The following is a 19,098-nucleotide window of genomic DNA, read 5'->3' as shown; positions in this document are numbered from 1 at the left end:
TCAGTGGGTCTCTTCGGTGTCGGCCGCGCGGCCCGCGGCAGCGGTGGCCGCGGCGATCTGCTGCTGCTTGGCGATCTCGCGGTACATCTGGTCGCGGCCGCTCAGGTACTGCTTGGGCCAGTCGACGTCGCGGCTTTGCAGCTTGGCGGCTTCGTGCAGCGTCCAGGCCGGGTCGGCCAGGTGCGGGCGCGCCACGGCGCACAGGTCGGCGCGGCCGGCGGCGATGATGCTGTTGGCCTGGTCGGCGTCGGTGATGGCGCCCACCGCGATGGTCGAGATGCCGACCTCGTTGCGGATGCGGTCGGCGAACGGCGTCTGGTACATGCGACCGTACACGGGCTTGGCGGCGCGCGTGGTCTGGCCCGAGGACACGTCGATGAAGTCGGCGCCGGCCTCCTTGAAGAGGCGCGCGACCACCACGGCGTCGGCGTCGGTGTTGCCGCCGGGCGCCCAGTCGTGCGCCGAGATGCGCACGCTCATCGGCTTGTCGGCCGGCCACACGGCGCGCATCGCGCGGAACACTTCGAGCGGGTAGCGGCAGCGCGCTTCGATGTCGCCGCCGTACTCGTCGGTGCGCAGGTTGGTGAGCGGGCTGATGAAGGCCGACAGCAGGTAGCCGTGCGCGCAGTGCAGCTCGAGCCAGTCGAAACCGCACTCGACCGCGCGGCGTGTCGAGTCGACGAACTGGTCGCGCAGCGTGTCCATCTCGGCGCGCGTGATCGCGGCCGGCAGCTGGTTCTGTTCACCGTAGGGCAGGGCGCTCGCGCCGAGCACGGGCCAGTTGCCGCTTTCGAGCGGCTCGTCGGTGCCTTCCCAGCCCACGCGGGTCGAGCCCTTGGGGCCGCTGTGGCCGAGCTGGATCGCGATCTTGGCGCTTGACTGCGTGTGCACGAAGTCGACGATGCGCTTGAACGCGGCCTGCTGCGTGTCGTTGTACAGGCCCGTGCAGGCCGGCGTGATGCGGCCTTCGGGCGTCGGGCTCGTCATCTCGACGCACACCATCGCGGCGCCGCCGAGCGCGCGCGCGCCCAGGTGCACCAGCAGGAAATCCTGCGGCACGCCGTCGACCGCGCTGTAGGTCGCCATCGGCGAGACCACGATGCGGTTCTTGAGCTCGAGCCCGCGCACCTTCAGCGGCATCAGCATCGGCGCGACGGCCTTGCCGCCCGCCAGCCACTGTTCGTAGCCGCCGAGCCATTGCGTGTCGCGCACGCGCAGGTTCTCGTGGCTGATGCGCTGCGAGCGCGTGAGCAGCGAGTAGGCGAACTGCTCGATCTCCATGCCCGTGTAGCGCGGCACGTTCTCGAACCATTCGGTGGAGTTGCGCGCGGCGTTCTGGATCTTCAGCACCTCGACGCTGCGACGCGCTTCATAGCCTTCAAGCACGTGGTCGACGGTGCCGCCCTGCGCGAATTCGTTGGCCAGGTCGATCGCGTCCTCGAGCGCGAGCTTGGTGCCCGAGCCGATCGAGAAGTGCGCCGTGTGCGCCGCGTCGCCCATGAGCACGACGGGCACCGAGCGGCCTTCGACGTCGATGCGGTGCGTCCAGCGCTCGCACACCACGCGCGGAAAGCGGATCCAGTTGGCCGAGCCGCGCAGGTGCGTGGCGTTGCTGATGAGCGCGTGGCCGCCCAGGTACTTGGCGAACAGCTTCTCGCAGAAGGCGATGGCCTCGGGCTGCTCCATCTGGTCCAGGCCGTGGGCCTTCCACACCGCTTCGGGCGTCTCGACGATGAAAGTCGAGGTCTTGTCGTCGAACTGATAGGCATGCGCCTGGAACCAGCCGTGCTCGGTCTGTTCGAAGGCGAAGGTGAAGGCGTCGAAGGTCTGGTGCGTGCCCAGCCAGACGAAGCGGCAGTTGCGCAGGTCGATGTCGGGCTTGAACACGTCGGCATAGCGCTGGCGGATGCGGCTGTTGAGGCCGTCGCTGGCAATGACGAGGTCGGCGTTGTACTGCGCGGCAATGGCCTGGTCGTCGGTGGCGTCGGTCTCGAACACCAGCTCCACGCCGAGTTCGAGGCAGCGCTCCTGCAGGATGTTCAGCAGGCGCTTGCGGCCGATGCCGCAGAAGCCGTGGCCGCCCGAGCGCACCTGGCGGTCCTTGAAGAAGACCTGGATGTCGTCCCAGTGGTGGAACTCGTTGCCGATGAGCGCGGCGGTCGGGCCGTCGGCCTCGCGCAGGTTGCCCAGCGTCTGGTCGCTGAGCACCACGCCCCAGCCGAAGGTGTCGAAGGGGCGGTTGCGTTCGACCACCGTGATCTGCAGCGCCGGGTTGCGGGCCTTCATCAGCAGGGCGAAATACAGGCCGGCTGGACCCCCACCGATGCACAGGATGCGCTGGAGGTCCGAGGCGGGCGCGAGGCGGGGGGAGGTCAAGCTGTTCATGGTTGAATAGTTTAGGCATAAACAATCTGTTGTCAACGAGGGCTTCTCTGCAGAGGCCCTGGGCCCGCGCGGCGCGTGATGTCATGCAAATCCTTGGAAAAATCAATACCATGGACGCATGCAACACTTGATACCCAAGATCGAGTCGCAGCTGGCCTCGCTGCCCGTGCCCATCGCACTGGAGTTGCCCGACGGGCGCCGGGTCGCCCAGGCGGGTTCACGCGTGACGCTGGCTTTCAAGGAGTGGTCGGTGCTGGCCAAGCTGGCCGGCCGGCAGGTCGGGGCCATCGGCGAGGCCTACGTCGAGGGCAAGGTGCAGATCGAGGGCGCCATGCGCGACCTGATCGACGCCACCGTCGGCCTGTTGCCCGGCAACCCCGCCGAGACCGACACCACCTGGTGGAGCCGCCTGCAGCGCCGCGCCAAGTCGCGCGGCTCGCACTCGCTGCGCAAGGACGCCGCGCAGATCGAGTTCCACTACGACGTCTCCGACGATTTCTACGCGCTGTGGCTGGACCCGCGCCGCGTCTATTCATGCGCCTACTTCCGCACGCCCGAGCTCACGCTGGCACAGGCGCAGGAAGCCAAGCTCGACCACATCTGCCGCAAGCTCATGCTGCAGCCCGGCGAGCGTTACCTGGACATCGGTTCGGGCTGGGGCGCGCTGCTGCTGTGGGCGGCCGAGCACTACGGCGTGGACGCCACGGGCATCACGCTGTCAAAGAACCAGCATGCGCATGTGCAGCGGCTCATCGAGGAGAAAGGGCTGCAGGGCCGCGTGCGCGTGGAGCTGCGCGACTACCGCGAGCTGCCCGACGACCAGCCCTTCGACAAGATCTCGTCGGTGGGCATGTTCGAGCACGTGGGCGCGGCCAACATGCCGACCTACTTCCACAAGATCCACACCCTGCTCAAGCCGGGCGGACTGGTGCTCAACCACGGCATCACCTCGGGCGAACTGAACTACCGGCAGCTGGGCGCGGGCATGGGCGACTTCATCGAGAAGTACATCTTCCCCGGCGGCGAGCTGCTGCACGTGACGCACGTGCTGCGCGAGACCGCGGCGGCCGGGCTGGAGATGGTCGACACTGAGAGCCTGCGCCCGCACTACGCGCGCACGCTGTGGGCCTGGTCGGACGCGCTCGAGGCGCAGCTCGATGCCGCGCGCGAGGTGCTGGGCCGCAGCGGCGGGCGCCAGGGCGAGAACGCCGAGCGCATCCTTCGCGCCTACCGCCTGTACCTCGCGGGCTCGGCGATGAGCTTCGAGCAGGGCTGGATCTCGCTGCACCAGATGTTGTCGACAAAGCCTGACGGCAATGTAGGGCGCACAGACGTCTTGCGCGGTGCGCAATCGGTGTACCCTTTTGCCCGTGATTACATCTACAAATAAGTGAGGACCCCAACACCATGCTCTACCGCTTCAAATCCCGGGCTGCCCCAGACTTCGTGATGCTCGAGGTGCACGCGCGCCAGCTGCTCGACATCGTCGGCAAGCCGGCCGCGCCGCAGGGCATCATCACGGTCGAGCAGATCCCCGGCGCCATTGCCGCCCTTGAAGCCGCACTGGCGCTCGAAAGCAGCAAGCCCGCGCCGCACAACCACGACGAACACGTCGTCGAAGGCCACGACGCCGACGCCGAGAAGCAGCATGTCGGCCTGCACCAGCGCGCCGCACCGCTGCTGCACATGCTCAAGGACTCACAGGCCGAGAGCAAGGATGTGACCTGGGGGACCTGAGCCCCCCGGTCCGGACGATCAGTCCACTTTCGCGCCCGAATCTTTCACGACTTTGGCCCACTTCACGTGCTCACTCGCAATGAGCTTCGTGAAGTCCGCCGGCGAATTGCCGCTCGGGATCGCGCCCTGGGCCAGCATCTTTTCCTTGATCGCCGGCGTGCCCAGCGACTTGGCCACTTCCTGCTGGATGCGGTTCACGATCTCCGGCGACGTGCCGGCCGGCGCCAGCAATCCGAACCATGAGCTCGCCTCGTAGCCCTTGAGCGCGGGGCCGCCGGCTTCTGCCACCGTCGGCACATCGGGCAGCGCGGGCGAGCGCTGGGCGCTGGTCACGGCCAGCGGCGTGAGCTTGCCGCCCTTGATCTGCGCCATCGACGAAGGCAGGTTGTCGAACATCAGGTCGGCGCTGCCGCCCACCAGGTCGAGCAGCGCCGGGCCCGAGCCCCGGTACGGGATGTGCGTCATGAAGGTGCCCGTCATGCTCTTGAACAGCTCGCCCGCCAGGTGGATCGACGTGCCGCTGCCGCTCGAGGCCATGTTGAGCTTGCCCGGGTTGGCCTTGGCGTACTTGAGGAAGTCCTGCACGTTGCGGATGTTCAGCGACTTGGCTTTCTCGGCGTTCATCTCCATCACGTTCGGCACGGCGGCCACCAGGGTGATCGGCACGAAGTCCTTGATCGGGTCGAAGGGCAGCTTGGGGTACAGCGCGCGGTTGATGCCGTGCGTGCCCACCGTGCCCATCAGCAGCGTGTAGCCGTCGTTGGGCGAGCGCGCGACGATTTCGGCGCCCACGTTGCCGCCGGCGCCCGCGCGGTTGTCCACGATGAACTGCTGGCCGAAGGCCTTCGAGAGCTCGGGCGCCACGGCGCGCGCCAGGATGTCGGTGGTGCCGCCGGCCGCGAAGGGCACGACGATGCGCACCGGCTTGGTCGGCCATGTGGCCTGCGCGTGCGCCGCGCCGCCCAGCAGCGCGAGGGTGGCCGCCGCCGTGGCGACGAGCGCGAAGCGGCGGGTGGAGGAAGTGACGGAAGAAGAAGAGCGGGAGATGGAAGTCATGCGCGCCTTTGTACAGGGGGGCGCCAAAGGCGTCGCGAGTAAAAACCCCGGCCTTCGATGGACATCGCCGCTCAGCCCACCTGCATCCGCTGCGCGAAGCGCGCCTCGCGAAAGCGCGCCAGCACGAAGTCGACGAACACCCGCGTCTTGGGCGGCAGCAGCTTCTTGCTCGGGTAGTAGATCCACACGGCGCCCGAATCCTGGTACCACCCGGGCAGCAGCCGCACCAGCGCGCCGCTGCGCAGGCCGCGTTCCACGAAAGGCATCGGCAGCATCGCCACGCCCAGCCCCAGCAGCGCCGCCTGCGCGATCGCCTCGGGGTCGTTGAAGATCGCGCGCGGTCGCGCCGGCAGGTCGACCATGGTTTCCTCGCCGCTCGCATGCCGCAGCGTCCACGGCCGCAGCCGGCCCGTGGGCGACGAGCGGCGCAGCAGCACGTCGAAGCGCGCCAGCTCGGACGGGTGCGCGGGCAGCGCGCGCCCCGCCAGGTAGGCCGGCGCCGCCACCGCGACCACGTGGATGCGCGCCAGCTCGCGCGCCACCACGCCGGGCGACAGCGCGATGCCGCCGCCGATGGCCGCGTCGAAGCCCTCGCCGACCAGGTCGACCTGCTGGTTGTCGAAATGCCAGTCGGGCACGATGCCCGGGTAGCGCGCGAGGAAGTCGCCCATGAACGGCAGCACATGCTCGCGCCCGAAGGCCTGGCCCATGCTCACCTTCAGCGTGCCCGAGGGCTGGCCGTCGTCCTGCGCGAGGCCGGCCACCGCGTCCTGCAGCGTGGCCAGCGCGCCGCCGACCTGCGCCAGGAAACGCTCGCCGGCCTCGGTCAGCGTGAGCCGGCGCGTGCTGCGCTGGAACAGCCGCACGCCCAGCCGCGCCTCGAGCCGCGCCACGTTCTTGCTGACCGCCGCCGGCGTCAGCCCCAGGCGCCGCGCGGCCGCCGAGAAGCTGCCGCCCTCGGCGCTCTGCACGAAGGATTCGAGGTGATTGAGCGGTTCCATGCCGCCATTCTGTCGCTCATCTTCAACTTTGGGTTGAATCTGATCGGGCCGATTGATGGCTACCGCAAAGGGAATGGAATTCCGACACTGAAGGCCTTCCTCCTCCAACTGATCGGAAAAATCATGGCTTCCACCTCTGTTTCCTCCTCCCCCGTCCTGGCCGGCAAGGTCGCCTTCGTCACCGGCGGCTCGCGCGGCATCGGCGCCGCCATCGTGCGCCGGCTGGCGCGCGACGGCGCGGCCGTGGCCTTCACCTACGTCAGCGCACAGGCCGAGGCCGACAAGCTCGCCGGCGAGATCCAGGCCGCCGGCGGCCGCGCACTGGCCATCCGCGCCGACGCCGGCGACGCCGCTGCGCTCACGGCCGCCATTGCCCAGGGCGCACGCGCCTTCGAGCGGCTCGACATCCTGGTGAACAACGCCGGCGTGTACCTCGGCGGCGAGCTCGACACCTTCTCGCTCGAAGACTTCGACCGCACCATCGACGTCAACGTGCGCGCCACCTTCGTGGCCGTCCAGGCCGCCGCGCGCCACATGGGCGATGGCACGGGCCGCATCGTCAACATCGGCAGCATCAACGCCGAGCGCGTGCTGGACGCGGGCGCCAGCGTCTACGCGATGAGCAAGGCCGCCATCGTCGGCCTCACGCGCGGCCTGGCGCGCGACCTCGGCGCGCGCGGCATCACGGTGAACAACGTGCAGCCCGGCCCCATCGACACCGCCATGAACCCCGCCACCGGCCCGCGCGCCGCTTCGATGCACGACGTGATGGTGCTGCCGCGCCACGGCCGCGCCGAAGAAATCGCCGGCATGGTCGCCTACCTCGTGGGCCCCGACGGCGGCTTCGTCACCGGCGCCAACCTGAGCGTGGACGGCGGCTACACGGTCTGATCGATGGCGCCGGGGTCAGGCGCGCGCTCCACCGCGCGGATCAGCGTGTCGAGCGTGTCGCTCAGGCGGGCCAGCTCGCTCGCGTCGACGCCCGCGAACAGCTCGGCCTCGCGCTGCCGTCCCAGCGCGCCGACGGTGGCGTGCAGCGCCTTGCCGGCGGCCGTGAGGTACAGGCGGCTGCAGCGCTGGTCGGTCGGGTCGCTGCGGCGCTGCACGCGCTGGTGGCGCTTCAGGCCCGCCAGCGCGCGGCTCACGGCCATCTTGTCCAGGCCGGTGAGGTCGGCGACCTGCGTGGCGCTGAGCCCCGGTTGCGCGGCCAGCACGGCCATCGCGCGCCACTCGTTCAGCGTGAGCTGGTGCTCGCGCCCCACGCGCTCATGGAACGGCCGCGCCGTGAGGTTGACGACCCGCACCAGCTTGAAGAAGAGCGGGTCCATGGCCGTTCGTGCTCTCGTGGTTCAGCCGGCCAGCTTCTTCGCCGCCGCCACGATCGCGTCCACGCCCACGCGCGACTGCGCCTCCAGCACCGGCGCGTAGCCGACCGGAATGCGCGGCGCGCCCAGCCGCGCGACGCGGCAGCCCGTGGCCTCGGCCGCGCTCGCGGCGATCTCGGCGCCGAAGCCCGCCGCCTGCACCGCCTCGTGCACCACCAGCAGCCGCCCCGTGCGCGCGCACGACGACAGCACCGTCTCGCGGTCCCACGGCCACAGCGTGCGCAGGTCGATCAGGTCCACCGCAATGCCCTCGGCCGCCAGCGCGTCGCAGGCGGCGGCGCAAGGCTGCATCTGCTTGCTCCAGCTCACGAGCGTGAGCGCGTTGCCTTCGCGCACGCGCGCCGCCTGGCCCAGCGGCACGGCCAGCGTGTCGTCCACCTCGCCGCGCAGGCCCCACAGCGTCTTGTGCTCGATGTAGACCACCGGGTCGCCGCACTGTAGCGCCGCGCGCAGCAGGCCGTGGTTGTCCTGCGGCGTCGAGGGGCTCACCACCACCACGCCCGGCAGGTGGGCGAACCAGGCCTCGAGCGACTGCGAATGCTGCGCCGCCGACGCATCCCAGATGCCGCCCGGCATGCGCGCCACCAGCGGCACGCGGCCCTGGCCGCCGAACATGAAGCGGTTCTTCGCGGCCTGGTTCACCAGCTCGTCCATGCCGCACAGCGCGAAGTCGACCACGCGCATCTCGACCACGGGGCGCAGCCCCGCGAGCGCCATGCCCACGCCGGCGCCCATGATCGCGGCCTCGCTGATCGGCGTGTCGATCACGCGCTCGGCGCCGTACTGCTGCTGCAGGCCCTTGTACTGACCGAAGATGCCGCCGCGGCCCACGTCCTCGCCGAGCACGACCACGCGCGGGTCGGCGTCCATCTCCTGCTGCAGCGCGCGCACGGCGGCTTCGGAATAGCTCAGCGTCGTCACAGCCATTGGCCTGCTCCCGTGGTCTGCACGTCGGTGAAGGCGGCGCCGGCTTCGGGCCAGGGCGCCGCGTCGGCCACGGCCAGGGCCGTGTCCACCTCGTCGCGCGCGGCGTTCTCGATGGCGTCCAGCGTCGCGGCGGCCACGCCGCTGTCCAGCAGGTGGCCGCGGGCGCGCGCGATCGGGTCGGTTTCCAGTGCGGCGGCCAGCTCGGCCGGGTCGCGGTAGGCCGCGAGATCGACCGACACATGGCCCTTCACGCGGTAGGTGAGCGCGTGCAGCAGGCGCGGCCCCGCGCCGCTGCGCACCTCGGCCACCAGCCGCGCGGCGGCGGCATGCACCGCGAACACGTCGTTGCCGTCGACCTGCGTGGCCGCGATGTCCATCGACGCGGCGCGCGCCGAGGCGCCGTCGCCGGCCGTCATCGGGCCGCTTGCGGTCGTGGCGCTCCAGCGGTTGTCCTCGCAGACGAAGAGCACAGGCAGGTCGTACACGCGGGCCCAGTTCAGCGCTTCGAGGAACGGGCCGCGGTTGATCGCGCCGTCGCCGAAGAAGCAGACCGTGATGTCGTCGCCGTGCTTCAAGAGTTTTTGCGCATGCGCCGCGCCGACCGCGATCGGCAGCCCCGCCGCGACCACGCCGTTGGCGCCCAGCATGCCCACCGAGAAATCCGCGATGTGCATCGAGCCGCCCTTGCCGCCATTGAAGCCCGTGGCCTTGCCGAACAGCTCGCACATCATCCGCGTGAGGTCCGCGCCCTTGGCCAGCGTGTGGCCGTGGCCGCGGTGCGTGGAGGTGAGGTAGTCGCTCGCGCGCAGGTGGGCGCACACGCCCGCCGGCACCGCTTCCTGCCCGGTCGACAGGTGCAGCGGCCCGCGCACCTTGGCGGCGCCGCCCGCCTGTTGGCCGTAGGCGCTGACCCCGCCCTGGCTGGCGGCTTCGGCGGCGTTCTCGAAGGCGCGGATGCGCACCATGACGCGGTACAGCGCCTCACCGGCGCCTGGGGGGTTGCTCGGGTCCATCTTGTCTCCAACGCCCTGGGGATCGGCGTTTTGAGAAAAATCGTATCAACCGAGACGGATTCGACCTACCGGGCTAACCCTTCGACCCCTCGCCCGGCCTCCTTTTCGGGCGCGGGCTTCCTGTTCTCTTCTCTATTTATTCTTCTTATTTAAGTTAGTAGTAGTAGATAAGGGTAAACCCGCCCTGTGGACAGGGCACTTTTTCCCTTGCCTGACAACAACTTGTCACACCCCGGACACTGTGTGCTCCTGTGCTTTCGCGGTGCTATCAAAACAGGAACAACTTGGGCGCGGGCGTTCCCGCTGTGGATAACAGGGGGCTTGTCCGGAAACTGTCCCCAGAGTTTTCCATTTGTATCTGGAGCGGCAGCGCCGTCCGGGAATTCCCGGGTGCCCGGAACCCCCCGCCGATGGGATAGTTAGTTCGCCACTCAAACTAACTACCCCCGGCACACCGTTCTGAGGAGAGACACCGATGCAACTGACAACGAAACACACCCTGGCCGCCCTGGCGTTCGGTCTCACGGCCGTGGGCGCGATGGCGCAGACCGTGGTCGGCGTGAGCTGGTCCAACTTCCAGGAAGAACGCTGGAAGACCGACGAGGCCGCGATCAAGGCGCAGCTGGAAAAACTCGGCGCGAAGTACATCAGCGCCGACGCGGGCGGCTCGCCCGAGAAGCAGCTGGGCGACATCGAGGGGCTGATGTCCAAGGGCGCGAAGGCGCTGATCGTGCTGGCGATGGACAAGGACGCGATCCTGCCCGCCGTCACGAAGGCCACGCGGCAGAAGGTGCCGGTGGTGGCGTACGACCGGCTGATCGAGGCGCCGGGCGTGTTCTACATCACCTTCGACAACGTCGAGGTCGGGCGCATGGAGGCGCGCGAGGTGCTCAAGGTCAAGCCCAAGGGCAACTACGTGATCATCAAGGGCTCGCCGAGCGACCCGAACGCCGACTTCCTGCGCGCCGGCCAGCAGGAAGTGCTGGACGCCGCGATCAAGAAGGGCGACATCAAGATCGTCGGCGACGAGTACACCGAAGGCTGGAAGCCCGAAGTCGCGCAGAAGAACATGGAGCAGATCCTCACCAAGAACGGCAACAAGGTCGACGCGGTGGTGGCGGCCAACGACGGCACCGCCGGCGGCGCGGTGGCGGCGCTCACGGCCAAGGGCCTGCGCGGCATTCCGGTGTCGGGCCAGGACGCCGACTTCGCCGCGCTGAACCGCGTGGCGCTGGGCACGCAGACCGCGACGATCTGGAAGGACTCGCGCGAGCTCGGTCGCGAAGCCGCCACGGCGGCGGTCTCGCTCGCGGCCGGCAAGCCGGTCGAGAAGGCCGCGCCCTGGGCCGGCGGCGCCAAGAAGATTTCGCTGTCCTCGCGCCTGCTCACGCCGGTGCCGATCACGCGCGACAACCTCGACGTGATCGTCAAGGCCGGCTGGATCAAGAAGGACGAACTCTGCAAGGGCGTCTCGGGCGCGAACGCGCCCGCGGCCTGCAAGTAACGCCGCAACCACCGGCGCGTTTGGCCCCTTTCCGAGCGGCTGAACGCGCCACTCCATCTCTTCGCAACATGGCTTCCGGCCGACCCGCAAGGGCCAGCCGGCGGGCGGTTGCGCACCTGTAGTCCGTCCTGAGGGGGCTTGAAGAAAATGAGCGATCCAACACCCGGCTGGTGGCGCCGCACCGGCATCGACCTGCGCCTGCTCCTGATGTGCGTGCTGCTGGCCGTGATGGCGGTGGCGTTCAGCATCATGTCGGGCGGCGTGTTCCTCTCGCCCGAGAATCTCTACAACGTCGCGCAGCAGACGGCGGTGGTCGGCATCGTCTCCACGGTGATGGTGCTGATCATCGTGGCGCGCCACATCGACCTGTCGGTGGGCTCGGTGATGGGCTTCGTCGGCGTGCTCATTGCCTACCTGCAGTACACCTCGGGCTGGTCGTGGCCCACGGCCTGCCTGGCCGGCCTCGCGGTGGCGCTGCTGGTGTCGATCTACCAGGGCTGGCTCACGGCGGTGCTGGGCGTGCCGTCGTTCGTGGTCACGCTGGGCGGGCTGATGTCGTTTCGCGGCGCGGCCTTCCTGGTGGCCGACGGCAAGACGCAGCCGGTGAACGACGAGTTCTTCCAGCGCCTGGGCGGCGGCTACGACGGCGGCATCGGCGTCACGGCCAGCTGGGTGCTCGCGGGGCTGGTGGCGCTGGTGCTGTTCGGGCGCATGGTGCAAAAGCGCCGCGCGCGCCAGCGCTACGACATGCCGACCGAGGCGCTGTGGCTCGACGTGCTGCTCACGGCCGTGCCGGTGGCGGTGGTGGTCGGCTTCGCCTGGGTGATGAACAGCTACCAGATCTCGTCCAAGAGCGAGCCGCAGGGCATTCCGATCCCGGTGCTGATCTGGGCGGCGGTGGCGATCGTGCTGTCGTTCATCGTGCACCGCACGCGCTTCGGCCGCTATGTGTTCGCGATGGGCGGCAACCCCGACGCGGCGGCGCTGGTGGGCATTCCGGTGCAGCGCGTCACGCTGATGCTGTTCGCGCTGCTGGCGGTGCTGGTGACGGTGGCGGCCATCGTGTCGATCGCGCGGCTCAACGCGGGCACCAACTCGCTGGGCACGGGCATGGAGCTGTACGTGATCGCGGCGGCTGTCATCGGCGGCACGGCGTTGGCGGGCGGCAGCGGCTCGATCTTCGGCTCGGTGCTGGGCGCGCTGATCATGCAGTCGCTGGACAGCGGCATGCTGCTGCTCGACGTGCCCATCGGCAAGCGCATGGTGATCATCGGCCAGGTGCTGATCGTGGCCGTCGTCTTCGACGTGCTCTATCGCCGCAAGTTCGGGGAGAACTGACATGGCCGACATCGACAAGACAAAACCGCTCGTCGAGCTGCGCGAGATCCGCAAGGCCTTCGGCGGCGTGAAGGCCGTGGACGGCGTGAGCATCAACCTCTACCCCGGCGAAGTGGTCGCGCTGCTGGGCCACAACGGCGCGGGCAAGTCCACGCTGATGAAGATGCTCGCGGGCGCCTACCCGATCGATTCGGGCGACACGCTCATCGCGGGCGAGAAGGTCCACATCCGCACGCCCGCCGAGGCGCAGGCCCAAGGCATCGAGACCATCTACCAGACGCTCGCGCTGGCCGACAACCTCGACTCGGTGGCGAACCTCTTTCTGGGCCGCGAGAAGATGACGGCGTGGAACACGCTGGACGACCACTTCATGGAAGTGCAGGCGCGCAAGGTGTTCCAGCGCCTGAACAAGAACTTCACCAACATCCGCATCCCGGTGCGGCGTCTGTCGGGCGGGCAGCGGCAGGTGGTGGCGATCTCGCGCGCGCTGTACTTCAACGCACGCATCCTCATCATGGACGAGCCCTGCGCCGCGCTCGGCCCCGAAGAGACGGCGATGGTCGGGCGCCTGGTCAAGCAGCTGAAGGACGACGGCGTCGGCATCTTCCTGATCACGCACGACATGCCCGACGTGTTCTCGCTGAGCGACCGGCTCGCGGTGATGAAGAACGGCAAGCTCGTGGGCACCTACCGCACGGCCGACGTGACCGAGGACGAGGTGCTCGGGATGATCATTGCCGGCAAACGGCCCGAGGGGCGGGAACAGGCGCACCACGCAGCAACCGCGGCCACTGCAGCGGCATGACATGAAGACCATCGGCGACCAGCAGCTGCTCAAGCGCCTGAACCGCAGCGTGCTGCTGCGGTTGCTGCGCGCGCAGCCGGGCTTGTCGCGCGCGCGGCTCGCGAGCGAAAGCGGGCTCACCAAGTCGACCGTGAGCCTGCTGGTGCGCGAGCTGCTCGACGAGGGCTGGTTGAGCGAATCGGGCGCGGCCGTGGCCGACGGGCTCGGGCGGCCGTCCACGCCGCTGCAGATCAACGTCGGTGTGCGCGCGCTGATGGGCGTGGAGATCGCCGTCGAAACGCTGCGCCTCGTGTGCGTCTCGCTGCAGGGCGAGGTGCTGCACGCGCAGGCCGAGCCGCTGGATGACGGCACGCCGGCCCGCGTGTGTGCGCAGCTCGCGCGCATGGCGGCGGCGGCGCACGCGCAGCTCGACGAGCGCGGCCTGCGCCTGTCGAGCATCGGCGTGTGCGTGCCCGGCGCGGTGGACGACTGCACGGGCGTCGTGCGCTTCGCGCCCAACCTCGGCTGGCGCAACGTGAGCCTGCTGCCCGCGCTCGAAAAGGCGCTGGCCGCGGCGGGCCTGCCGGGCGTCACCGTGCAGCTGCAGAACGACGCCGATGCCGCCGCGCTCGGCGAGTACGAGTTCGCCGCGGGCGAGGGCGAAGACCCGCTGATCTTCGTCAACAGCGACGTCGGCGTGGGCGCGGGCGTGGTGCTGAACGACCGCCTCTTCACTGGCGCGCAAGGCATGGCCGGCGAGATCGGCCACACCATCCTGCAGCTGGACGGGCCGCTGTGCTCGTGCGGCCGGCGCGGCTGCGCCGAGGCCTTCTTCGGTTCGCGCGTGCTGGCGCGCGAGGGCGCGGACATGGCGCGCGCTGCTGCGTTCTTCGGCGTGCTGCTGCAGAACCTGTGGGTCACCTTCAACCCGCGCGCGATCGTGCTCGGGGGCAAGGTCTGCGCCGAGCATCCGGAGTTCGCGCAGGCGGCGTTCGAAGGCGTGAAGGGGCACGCGGAGCGCGCCGGCATGCCTGCGCCGGAACTGCGCACGGCGCGCTACGAAGAACTTGCGCCTGCCGTCGGGGCGGCGGCGTTGGCACTGCACGATTACCTGCGGCCGCTGCAGCCCGATGCGAAGGCGCGCCGCGCGCGTGCACTGGCGCGCGCCGGCGCCTGAGTCGTCAGTCCGCTGCGCCGCTGTCGTCGTCGCGCCAGCCGCGCAACCGCCGGTACAGCGTGCCGCGCGACACGCGCAGCTGCCGCGCCGCCTGCGACACGTTGCCGCCGTGCGCCGCGAGCGTGTCCTCGATCAGCTTGCGGCTGTGCTCGCGCAGGGTTTCGGTGGGCGGCACCGGCTCGATGTCGCTGGCGGGAGCAAGCGCCACGGGCGGCTGCGCCTGCACGTCGATCGCCACGGGCGCATCGACCTGTGCGCTCGCCATCTCCGGCATCGCCACCGCGTGCCGGAAGTCCGCGCCGTCCGCGCCCTTGAGCTGGGCCTGCATCCACACGCCAAGCCCGCTGGCCAGCCGCAGCGGCTGCGCGGCCTCGCGCCGGCCCAGCCGCAGCAGGCTCGCAAGATCGTGGCCCAGCAGGCATTCCACGTCGCGGTCGTCGGGGGCCTCGGGCAGTCGCCCCAGCAGCCGCGCGCCAGCGTTGTTGAGCCACGCGATGGTGCCGTCGGGTGCGATGCCCGCGAGCGCCTCGAGCGGCGTGCCCAGCAGCGTGGGGCTGGCCTGGAAGCGCAGGATCAGGTGGTCGCGCGACTGCGCCTGCAGCAGCCGGTTCTCGATGATGGTGGCGTGCAGCGCCACCATCGAGGCCGCGTCGAAGCCGAAGCGTCGCGCCTCCACCGTGAGGTCGAGCACGCCCGCGAGCCGGCCGCTCACGTCGCGGATCGGCGCCGCGGCGCATTGCATGTGGCACAGCACGTCGTAGTAGTGCTCGGCGCCGTCCACGGTGCAGGCCTGCCCGGTGCTGGCCACGATGCCCGGCGCCGTGGTGCCCACGACGCGCTCGGAGATGTTCACGCCCAGGCGCGCGGTCTGGCGCAGCACGGGCTGGTGCGTGCCGGCGGGCTGGCTGGTGACGTGCACCACCACGCCGTCGCGGTCGGTGAGGATCACGCGGCAGTCAGTGCCCGCGAGCATGTGCTCCATCTGCACGAGCTCGTGCCGCGCCACGTCCAGCAGCTCGCGGTTGCGCGCGAGCGTGGTGTGCAGCCGGCTGGGCGTGACGGCGTCGAAGGCCACCACGCGCTGCCGGTCGGCGTGGGTGCGGCTGCAGCGCATCCACGACTGGATGACCGCCTCGCCGACCAGCCCCGAGGGGCGCACGCCTTCTTCGAAAAACTGCTGCCGCGCCAGCGCCACGCGCTGCGCCGGCGTGCTGGCAAAGAGTTGGCGCGGCGCATCCGCCGTGCCGAGCCTGTCGAGCGCCATGGGTTCGCTGCCTCTTTCGGGTTCAGGGACCCTCTCGAATGTGTTCCGCAATGGAACAAGGCTGGACTGGGGAAATCCCGGGGGTGAAGGCTGGAGCCGTGCGAACGATCCTTGAGGCAGAACGAAGAAGGAGACAGACCACGATGAAGACGACAACACAGCCTCTTTCCGGGCGGCGCCTGCTTGCGGGCGCCTTGCTGTGCCTGGGCCTGGCGGCCCCGGCGCTGGCCCAGACGGCCGCCAGCCCGCAGGACCGCGCCGGCGCGGCCGCCAAGCGCGTCGACGGCAACTTCGTGCGCGCCAACGCGGCGAAGAAGACGCCCGACTGGCCCAGCTACGGGCTCGACTACGCCGAGTCGCGCTTCAGCAAACTCGACCAGGTCAACACCGGCAACGTGAAGCAGCTCGGGCTGGTCTGGTCGTACAACCTCGAATCGACGCGCGGCGTGGAAGCCACGCCGCTGGTGGTCGACGGCATCATGTACGTCACGGCCTCGTGGAGCATCGTGCATGCGATCGACACGCGCACCGGGCAGAAGATCTGGACCTTCGATCCGCAGGTCGACCGCACGAAAGGCTTCAGGGGCTGCTGCGACGTGGTCAACCGCGGCGTGGCGCTGTACGAGGGCCGCGTCTACGTGGCCGCCTACGACGGCCGGCTGATCGCGCTCGATGCCGCCACCGGCCAGAAGGTGTGGGAGAAGAACACCATCGAGGGCCAGAAGGGCAGCTACACCATCACCGGCGCGCCGCGCGTGTTCAAGGGCAAGGTCATCATCGGCAACGGCGGCGCCGAGTACGGCGTGCGCGGCTACGTCACCGCCTACGACGCGAAGACCGGCGACCAGAAGTGGCGCTGGTTCGTGGTGCCCGGCGACCCGAGCAAGCCCTTCGAGGACGAGTCGATGGCGCGCGCCGCCAAGACCTGGGACCCGAGCGGCAAGTACTGGGAAGCCGGCGGCGGCGGCACCGCCTGGGACAGCTTCGCCTTCGACCCCGAACTCAACCTGATGTACGTGGGCACCGGCAACGGCTCGCCCTGGGCGGCCAAGGCGCGCAGCCCCAAGGGCGGCGACAACCTGTACCTGGGCTCGGTGGTCGCGCTCGACCCCGACACCGGCAAGTACAAGTGGCACTACCAGGAGACGCCCGGCGACAACTGGGACTACACCTCCACGCAGTCGATGATCCTGGCCGACGTCAAGCTGAACGGCAAGGCGCGCAAGGTGCTGCTGCATGCGCCAAAGAACGGCTTCTTCTTCGTCATCGACCGCACCAACGGCAAGTTCATCTCGGCGAAGAACTTCGTCGCGGTCAACTGGGCCACGGGCTACGACAAGAACGGCCGGCCGATCGAGGTCCCCGCCGCGCGCCAGAACGAGAAGCCGGGCGACAGCATCCCGGGCCCGTTCGGCGCGCACAACTGGCACCCGATGTCCTACAACCCGCAGACCGGCCTGGCCTACCTGCCGGCCCAGCACGTGCCGATCAACCTGATGGACGACAAGGCCTGGAAGTTCGATGAGAACGCGCCCGGCCGGCCGCACGCGGCGCTGGGCTGGAACCTGGGCAAGTTCGCCAACGTCGAGCCGCCCACGAGCAAGCCCTTCGGCCGCCTCGTGGCCTGGGACCCCATCAAGCAGAAGGAAGCCTGGGGTGTGGACTACGCCTCGCCGTGGAACGGCGGCACGCTGACCACCGCCGGCGACCTGGTGTTCCAGGGCACGGCCGACGGGCGCCTGGTGGCCTACCACGCGAAGACCGGCGAGAAGTTGTGGGAAACGCCCACCGGCACCGGCGTGGTGGCGGCGCCCGCGACCTACATGGTGGACGGCAAGCAGTACGTGTCGGTGGCCGTGGGCTGGGGCGGCGTGTACGGCCTGGCGCAGCGCGCCACCGAGCGCCAGGGCCCGGGCACGGTCTACACCTTCGCGGTCGGCGGCACGGCCAAGATGCCCGCGTTCGTCGAGTACCGCATGGCCAAGCTGGTGCAGGGCGTGAAGTACGACCCCGCCAAGGTCCAGGCCGGCACCATGCTGTACGTGAGCAACTGCGTGTTCTGCCACGGCGTGCCGGGCGTGGACCGCGGCGGCAACATCCCGAACCTGGGCTACCTCGACCCGGCCTACATCGAGAACCTCGACAAGTTCGTGCTCAAGGGCCCGGCCATGTCGCGCGGCATGCCCGACTTCACGGGCAAGCTCTCGGGCGACGACATCGAGAGCATCAAGGCCTTCATCCAGGGCACGGCGGACGCGATCCGGCCGAAGTAGAGGCATCGCGGACTCGAAAAGAAAAGGCGCCGTCGGCGCCTTTTCTTTTGGGGGATCAGGGCGGTCAGCCCGCCAGCCGCAGCTCGTGGATCAGCCCCGCCACGTTGCCCACCTGCAGCTTGTCGTAGATCGACTGGATGTGGTTGCGCACCGTGGCCGGCGAGCGGTTCAGGATGGCGGCCACTTCCTTGTGGGTGTCGCCGCGCGCCAGCAGCTCGGCGATGGTGTGCTCGCGCGGCGTGAGGCTGTCGGCGCGGCAGCGATGGCGGCACTTGAGGAACAGCAGGCGCTGCTCGACGCGGTGCGTGACCACGATCTCGCGCCCGTTGAAGCGCGCGTGGCCCTGCAGGAAGTGCTGCAGCAGCGCATCGGGCAGCGTGCGGCCGTGCCAGGCCGGCCACTCGGCCTTCAGCATCGCCTCGAACAGCCGGTCGGCGTGGTACAGCACGCCGCGCAGGTCGCCGATGGCCGAGCCGCCGGGCGAGGCGCTGCCCGCTTCGAGGCGGTCCAGGTGCATCACGCGGTTCAGCGCCAGCGCCTGCATCACGTGCGGCGCGAGGCTGGCGAGCAGTTGCCGCTCTTCCTCCGTGCCGTGGGCTTCCGGGTCGGCGCGGAACAGGCTGAGCCAGTGGACGAAGCTCGTCTGCGGGTTCGAATCCGAGGTGATGAAGAAGTTGGCCTGCTCGAAGCGGCGGCCGTAGTCGCGCAGCTCGGCCTGGTCGTCGCGGCAGAACCACGCCTGCGCATTGAAGGCGAGCGTGGCGTTCGACTGCTTGGCCACTTCGCCGGCGGCCGTGTCCATGTGCTTGACCTGCTCGTAGGCCGTGACCATCTCGAGCGGCTGGTTGTGCAGGTGGATCGTGTGGATGTCGATGCCGTGGTCGGTGCGGGTGGCGGTGCCCCACATCGACGAGTCGAAGGGCAGCACCGGCTTGAGGAGGTCGAGCGCGGCGTCCTGGAAGGCGTCGATGGGCAGCTCGTGCGAGAGGCGGTACAGCCGCAACAGGAGGTCGCTGAAGTCGCGCGGGACACCGGCCGTGAAGGTCATGCGGGGAGTCTTCCAGCCCGGGCGCCGCATGCCCATCCCATGTTCCGGTGACGCGCGCGGGGCTCGGCCGCGCGGTTTCAAGAATGGTGCATTTGCATCATTTGATTTCCAAAAGCGAAAGCTATTGTTTGCAGCGCCCTCGGTTGCTGACCAGGCCCTTTCCCTTTTCGAGAGACCCACGATGCCCCACCCCACCTCCAGAATCC

Annotated in this window: 16 protein-coding genes; 8 read left to right on the top strand and 8 right to left on the bottom strand. The window is 69.5% G+C overall.

Annotated elements, in window-relative coordinates; translation table 11 throughout:
• On the bottom strand, window positions 1–2,376 hold the full coding sequence (locus AC07XP_RS19225; RefSeq protein ID WP_399273145.1) for a bifunctional salicylyl-CoA 5-hydroxylase/oxidoreductase: 2,376 nt from the start codon (window positions 2,374–2,376) through the stop codon (window positions 1–3).
• Between the two features lie 127 nt (window positions 2,377–2,503).
• Between AC07XP_RS19225 and AC07XP_RS19220 the strand changes: the two genes are divergently transcribed.
• Window positions 2,504–3,775, top strand: coding sequence for a class I SAM-dependent methyltransferase (locus AC07XP_RS19220; RefSeq protein WP_495265570.1), 1,272 nt, complete (start codon window positions 2,504–2,506; stop codon window positions 3,773–3,775).
• A gap of 17 nt (window positions 3,776–3,792) precedes the next feature.
• The gene (locus AC07XP_RS19215; protein WP_070062980.1) at window positions 3,793–4,122 is read left to right on the top strand and encodes a DUF1840 domain-containing protein; all 330 of its coding nucleotides are present in this window, start codon (window positions 3,793–3,795) and stop codon (window positions 4,120–4,122) included.
• Between the two features lie 18 nt (window positions 4,123–4,140).
• On the opposite strand, the gene AC07XP_RS19210 is transcribed toward AC07XP_RS19215, so the two are convergent.
• Both AC07XP_RS19210 and AC07XP_RS19205 read right to left on the bottom strand, forming a co-directional pair.
• The gene (locus AC07XP_RS19210; protein ID WP_095747153.1) at window positions 4,141–5,178 is read right to left on the bottom strand and encodes a Bug family tripartite tricarboxylate transporter substrate binding protein; all 1,038 of its coding nucleotides are present in this window, start codon (window positions 5,176–5,178) and stop codon (window positions 4,141–4,143) included.
• A 71-nt stretch (window positions 5,179–5,249) separates the two neighbouring features.
• Window positions 5,250–6,179 carry a LysR family transcriptional regulator gene (locus AC07XP_RS19205; protein ID WP_070062982.1) on the bottom strand — a complete coding sequence of 310 codons (930 nt, stop codon included), beginning with the start codon at window positions 6,177–6,179 and terminating at the stop codon, window positions 5,250–5,252.
• Window positions 6,180–6,302: 123 nt separating this feature from the next.
• Between AC07XP_RS19205 and AC07XP_RS19200 the strand changes: the two genes are divergently transcribed.
• A complete protein-coding gene (locus tag AC07XP_RS19200; protein ID WP_062474843.1) occupies window positions 6,303–7,070 on the top strand; it encodes an SDR family oxidoreductase in 768 nt (255 codons plus the stop codon).
• Here AC07XP_RS19200 and AC07XP_RS19195 read toward each other — a convergent pair.
• Genes AC07XP_RS19195 through AC07XP_RS19185 form a run of 3 tightly spaced genes read right to left on the bottom strand, consistent with a single transcriptional unit; the run spans window position 7,058 to window position 9,504 of the window.
• On the bottom strand, window positions 7,058–7,507 hold the full coding sequence (locus AC07XP_RS19195) for a MarR family winged helix-turn-helix transcriptional regulator (protein WP_495265569.1): 450 nt from the start codon (window positions 7,505–7,507) through the stop codon (window positions 7,058–7,060). The two genes, AC07XP_RS19200 and AC07XP_RS19195, sit on opposite strands and share 13 nt — an antisense overlap.
• A 21-nt stretch (window positions 7,508–7,528) precedes the next feature.
• Entirely contained in the window at window positions 7,529–8,491 is a 963-nt protein-coding gene (locus AC07XP_RS19190; protein WP_159274838.1) for an alpha-ketoacid dehydrogenase subunit beta, read from the bottom strand.
• Entirely contained in the window at window positions 8,482–9,504 is a 1,023-nt protein-coding gene (locus tag AC07XP_RS19185) for a thiamine pyrophosphate-dependent dehydrogenase E1 component subunit alpha (RefSeq protein WP_495265568.1), read from the bottom strand. Before AC07XP_RS19185 ends, AC07XP_RS19190 begins: the two co-directional genes overlap by 10 nt.
• A gap of 481 nt (window positions 9,505–9,985) precedes the next feature.
• On the opposite strand from AC07XP_RS19185, the gene xylF reads away from it, so the two are divergent.
• The 4 genes from xylF (at window position 9,986) to AC07XP_RS19165 (ending at window position 14,307) form a co-directional block, all read left to right on the top strand.
• On the top strand, window positions 9,986–11,008 hold the full coding sequence (xylF, locus tag AC07XP_RS19180; RefSeq protein ID WP_370680807.1) for a D-xylose ABC transporter substrate-binding protein: 1,023 nt from the start codon (window positions 9,986–9,988) through the stop codon (window positions 11,006–11,008).
• 147 nt (window positions 11,009–11,155) lie between these two features.
• Window positions 11,156–12,346: a sugar ABC transporter permease gene (locus AC07XP_RS19175; RefSeq protein WP_095747146.1), complete on the top strand. Its 1,191-nt coding sequence runs from the start codon at window positions 11,156–11,158 to the stop codon at window positions 12,344–12,346.
• 1 nt (window position 12,347) lies between these two features.
• Window positions 12,348–13,151 carry an ATP-binding cassette domain-containing protein gene (locus AC07XP_RS19170; protein WP_095747145.1) on the top strand — a complete coding sequence of 268 codons (804 nt, stop codon included), beginning with the start codon at window positions 12,348–12,350 and terminating at the stop codon, window positions 13,149–13,151.
• 1 nt (window position 13,152) lies between these two features.
• Entirely contained in the window at window positions 13,153–14,307 is a 1,155-nt protein-coding gene (locus AC07XP_RS19165) for an ROK family transcriptional regulator (RefSeq protein WP_495265567.1), read from the top strand.
• A 4-nt stretch (window positions 14,308–14,311) separates the two neighbouring features.
• On the opposite strand, the gene AC07XP_RS19160 is transcribed toward AC07XP_RS19165, so the two are convergent.
• Window positions 14,312–15,571, bottom strand: coding sequence for a helix-turn-helix domain-containing protein (locus tag AC07XP_RS19160; RefSeq protein ID WP_495265566.1), 1,260 nt, complete (start codon window positions 15,569–15,571; stop codon window positions 14,312–14,314).
• A gap of 143 nt (window positions 15,572–15,714) precedes the next feature.
• Between AC07XP_RS19160 and AC07XP_RS19155 the strand changes: the two genes are divergently transcribed.
• Complete coding sequence (locus tag AC07XP_RS19155) at window positions 15,715–17,844, top strand: PQQ-dependent dehydrogenase, methanol/ethanol family (protein WP_159279578.1); 2,130 nt, start codon at window positions 15,715–15,717, stop codon at window positions 17,842–17,844.
• A gap of 64 nt (window positions 17,845–17,908) precedes the next feature.
• Here the strand turns inward: AC07XP_RS19155 and AC07XP_RS19150 are convergent, their stop codons facing one another.
• Entirely contained in the window at window positions 17,909–18,892 is a 984-nt protein-coding gene (locus AC07XP_RS19150; RefSeq protein WP_062473909.1) for a helix-turn-helix transcriptional regulator, read from the bottom strand.
• Window positions 18,893–19,098 lie beyond the last annotated feature (206 nt).

This window comes from Variovorax sp. GW531-E2 (assembly GCF_059423125.1).
Note: the sequence above shows the minus strand (reverse complement) of the source record. Positions and strands in the feature narration are given on the sequence as shown.

Excerpts from the sequence above, each read along its gene's own strand:
- AC07XP_RS19220 (WP_495265570.1), top strand. The coding sequence starts at position 2,504 with ATGCAACACTTGATACCCAAGATCGAGTCGCAGCTGGCCTCGCTGCCC.
- AC07XP_RS19215 (WP_070062980.1), top strand. The coding sequence starts at position 3,793 with ATGCTCTACCGCTTCAAATCCCGGGCTGCCCCAGACTTCGTGATGCTC.
- AC07XP_RS19210 (WP_095747153.1), bottom strand. The coding sequence starts at position 5,178 with ATGACTTCCATCTCCCGCTCTTCTTCTTCCGTCACTTCCTCCACCCGC.
- AC07XP_RS19205 (WP_070062982.1), bottom strand. The coding sequence starts at position 6,179 with ATGGAACCGCTCAATCACCTCGAATCCTTCGTGCAGAGCGCCGAGGGC.
- AC07XP_RS19200 (WP_062474843.1), top strand. The coding sequence starts at position 6,303 with ATGGCTTCCACCTCTGTTTCCTCCTCCCCCGTCCTGGCCGGCAAGGTC.
- AC07XP_RS19195 (WP_495265569.1), bottom strand. The coding sequence starts at position 7,507 with ATGGACCCGCTCTTCTTCAAGCTGGTGCGGGTCGTCAACCTCACGGCG.
- AC07XP_RS19190 (WP_159274838.1), bottom strand. The coding sequence starts at position 8,491 with ATGGCTGTGACGACGCTGAGCTATTCCGAAGCCGCCGTGCGCGCGCTG.
- AC07XP_RS19185 (WP_495265568.1), bottom strand. The coding sequence starts at position 9,504 with ATGGACCCGAGCAACCCCCCAGGCGCCGGTGAGGCGCTGTACCGCGTC.
- AC07XP_RS19175 (WP_095747146.1), top strand. The coding sequence starts at position 11,156 with ATGAGCGATCCAACACCCGGCTGGTGGCGCCGCACCGGCATCGACCTG.
- AC07XP_RS19170 (WP_095747145.1), top strand. The coding sequence starts at position 12,348 with ATGGCCGACATCGACAAGACAAAACCGCTCGTCGAGCTGCGCGAGATC.
- AC07XP_RS19165 (WP_495265567.1), top strand. The coding sequence starts at position 13,153 with ATGAAGACCATCGGCGACCAGCAGCTGCTCAAGCGCCTGAACCGCAGC.
- AC07XP_RS19160 (WP_495265566.1), bottom strand. The coding sequence starts at position 15,571 with ATGGCGCTCGACAGGCTCGGCACGGCGGATGCGCCGCGCCAACTCTTT.
- AC07XP_RS19155 (WP_159279578.1), top strand. The coding sequence starts at position 15,715 with ATGAAGACGACAACACAGCCTCTTTCCGGGCGGCGCCTGCTTGCGGGC.
- AC07XP_RS19150 (WP_062473909.1), bottom strand. The coding sequence starts at position 18,892 with ATGACCTTCACGGCCGGTGTCCCGCGCGACTTCAGCGACCTCCTGTTG.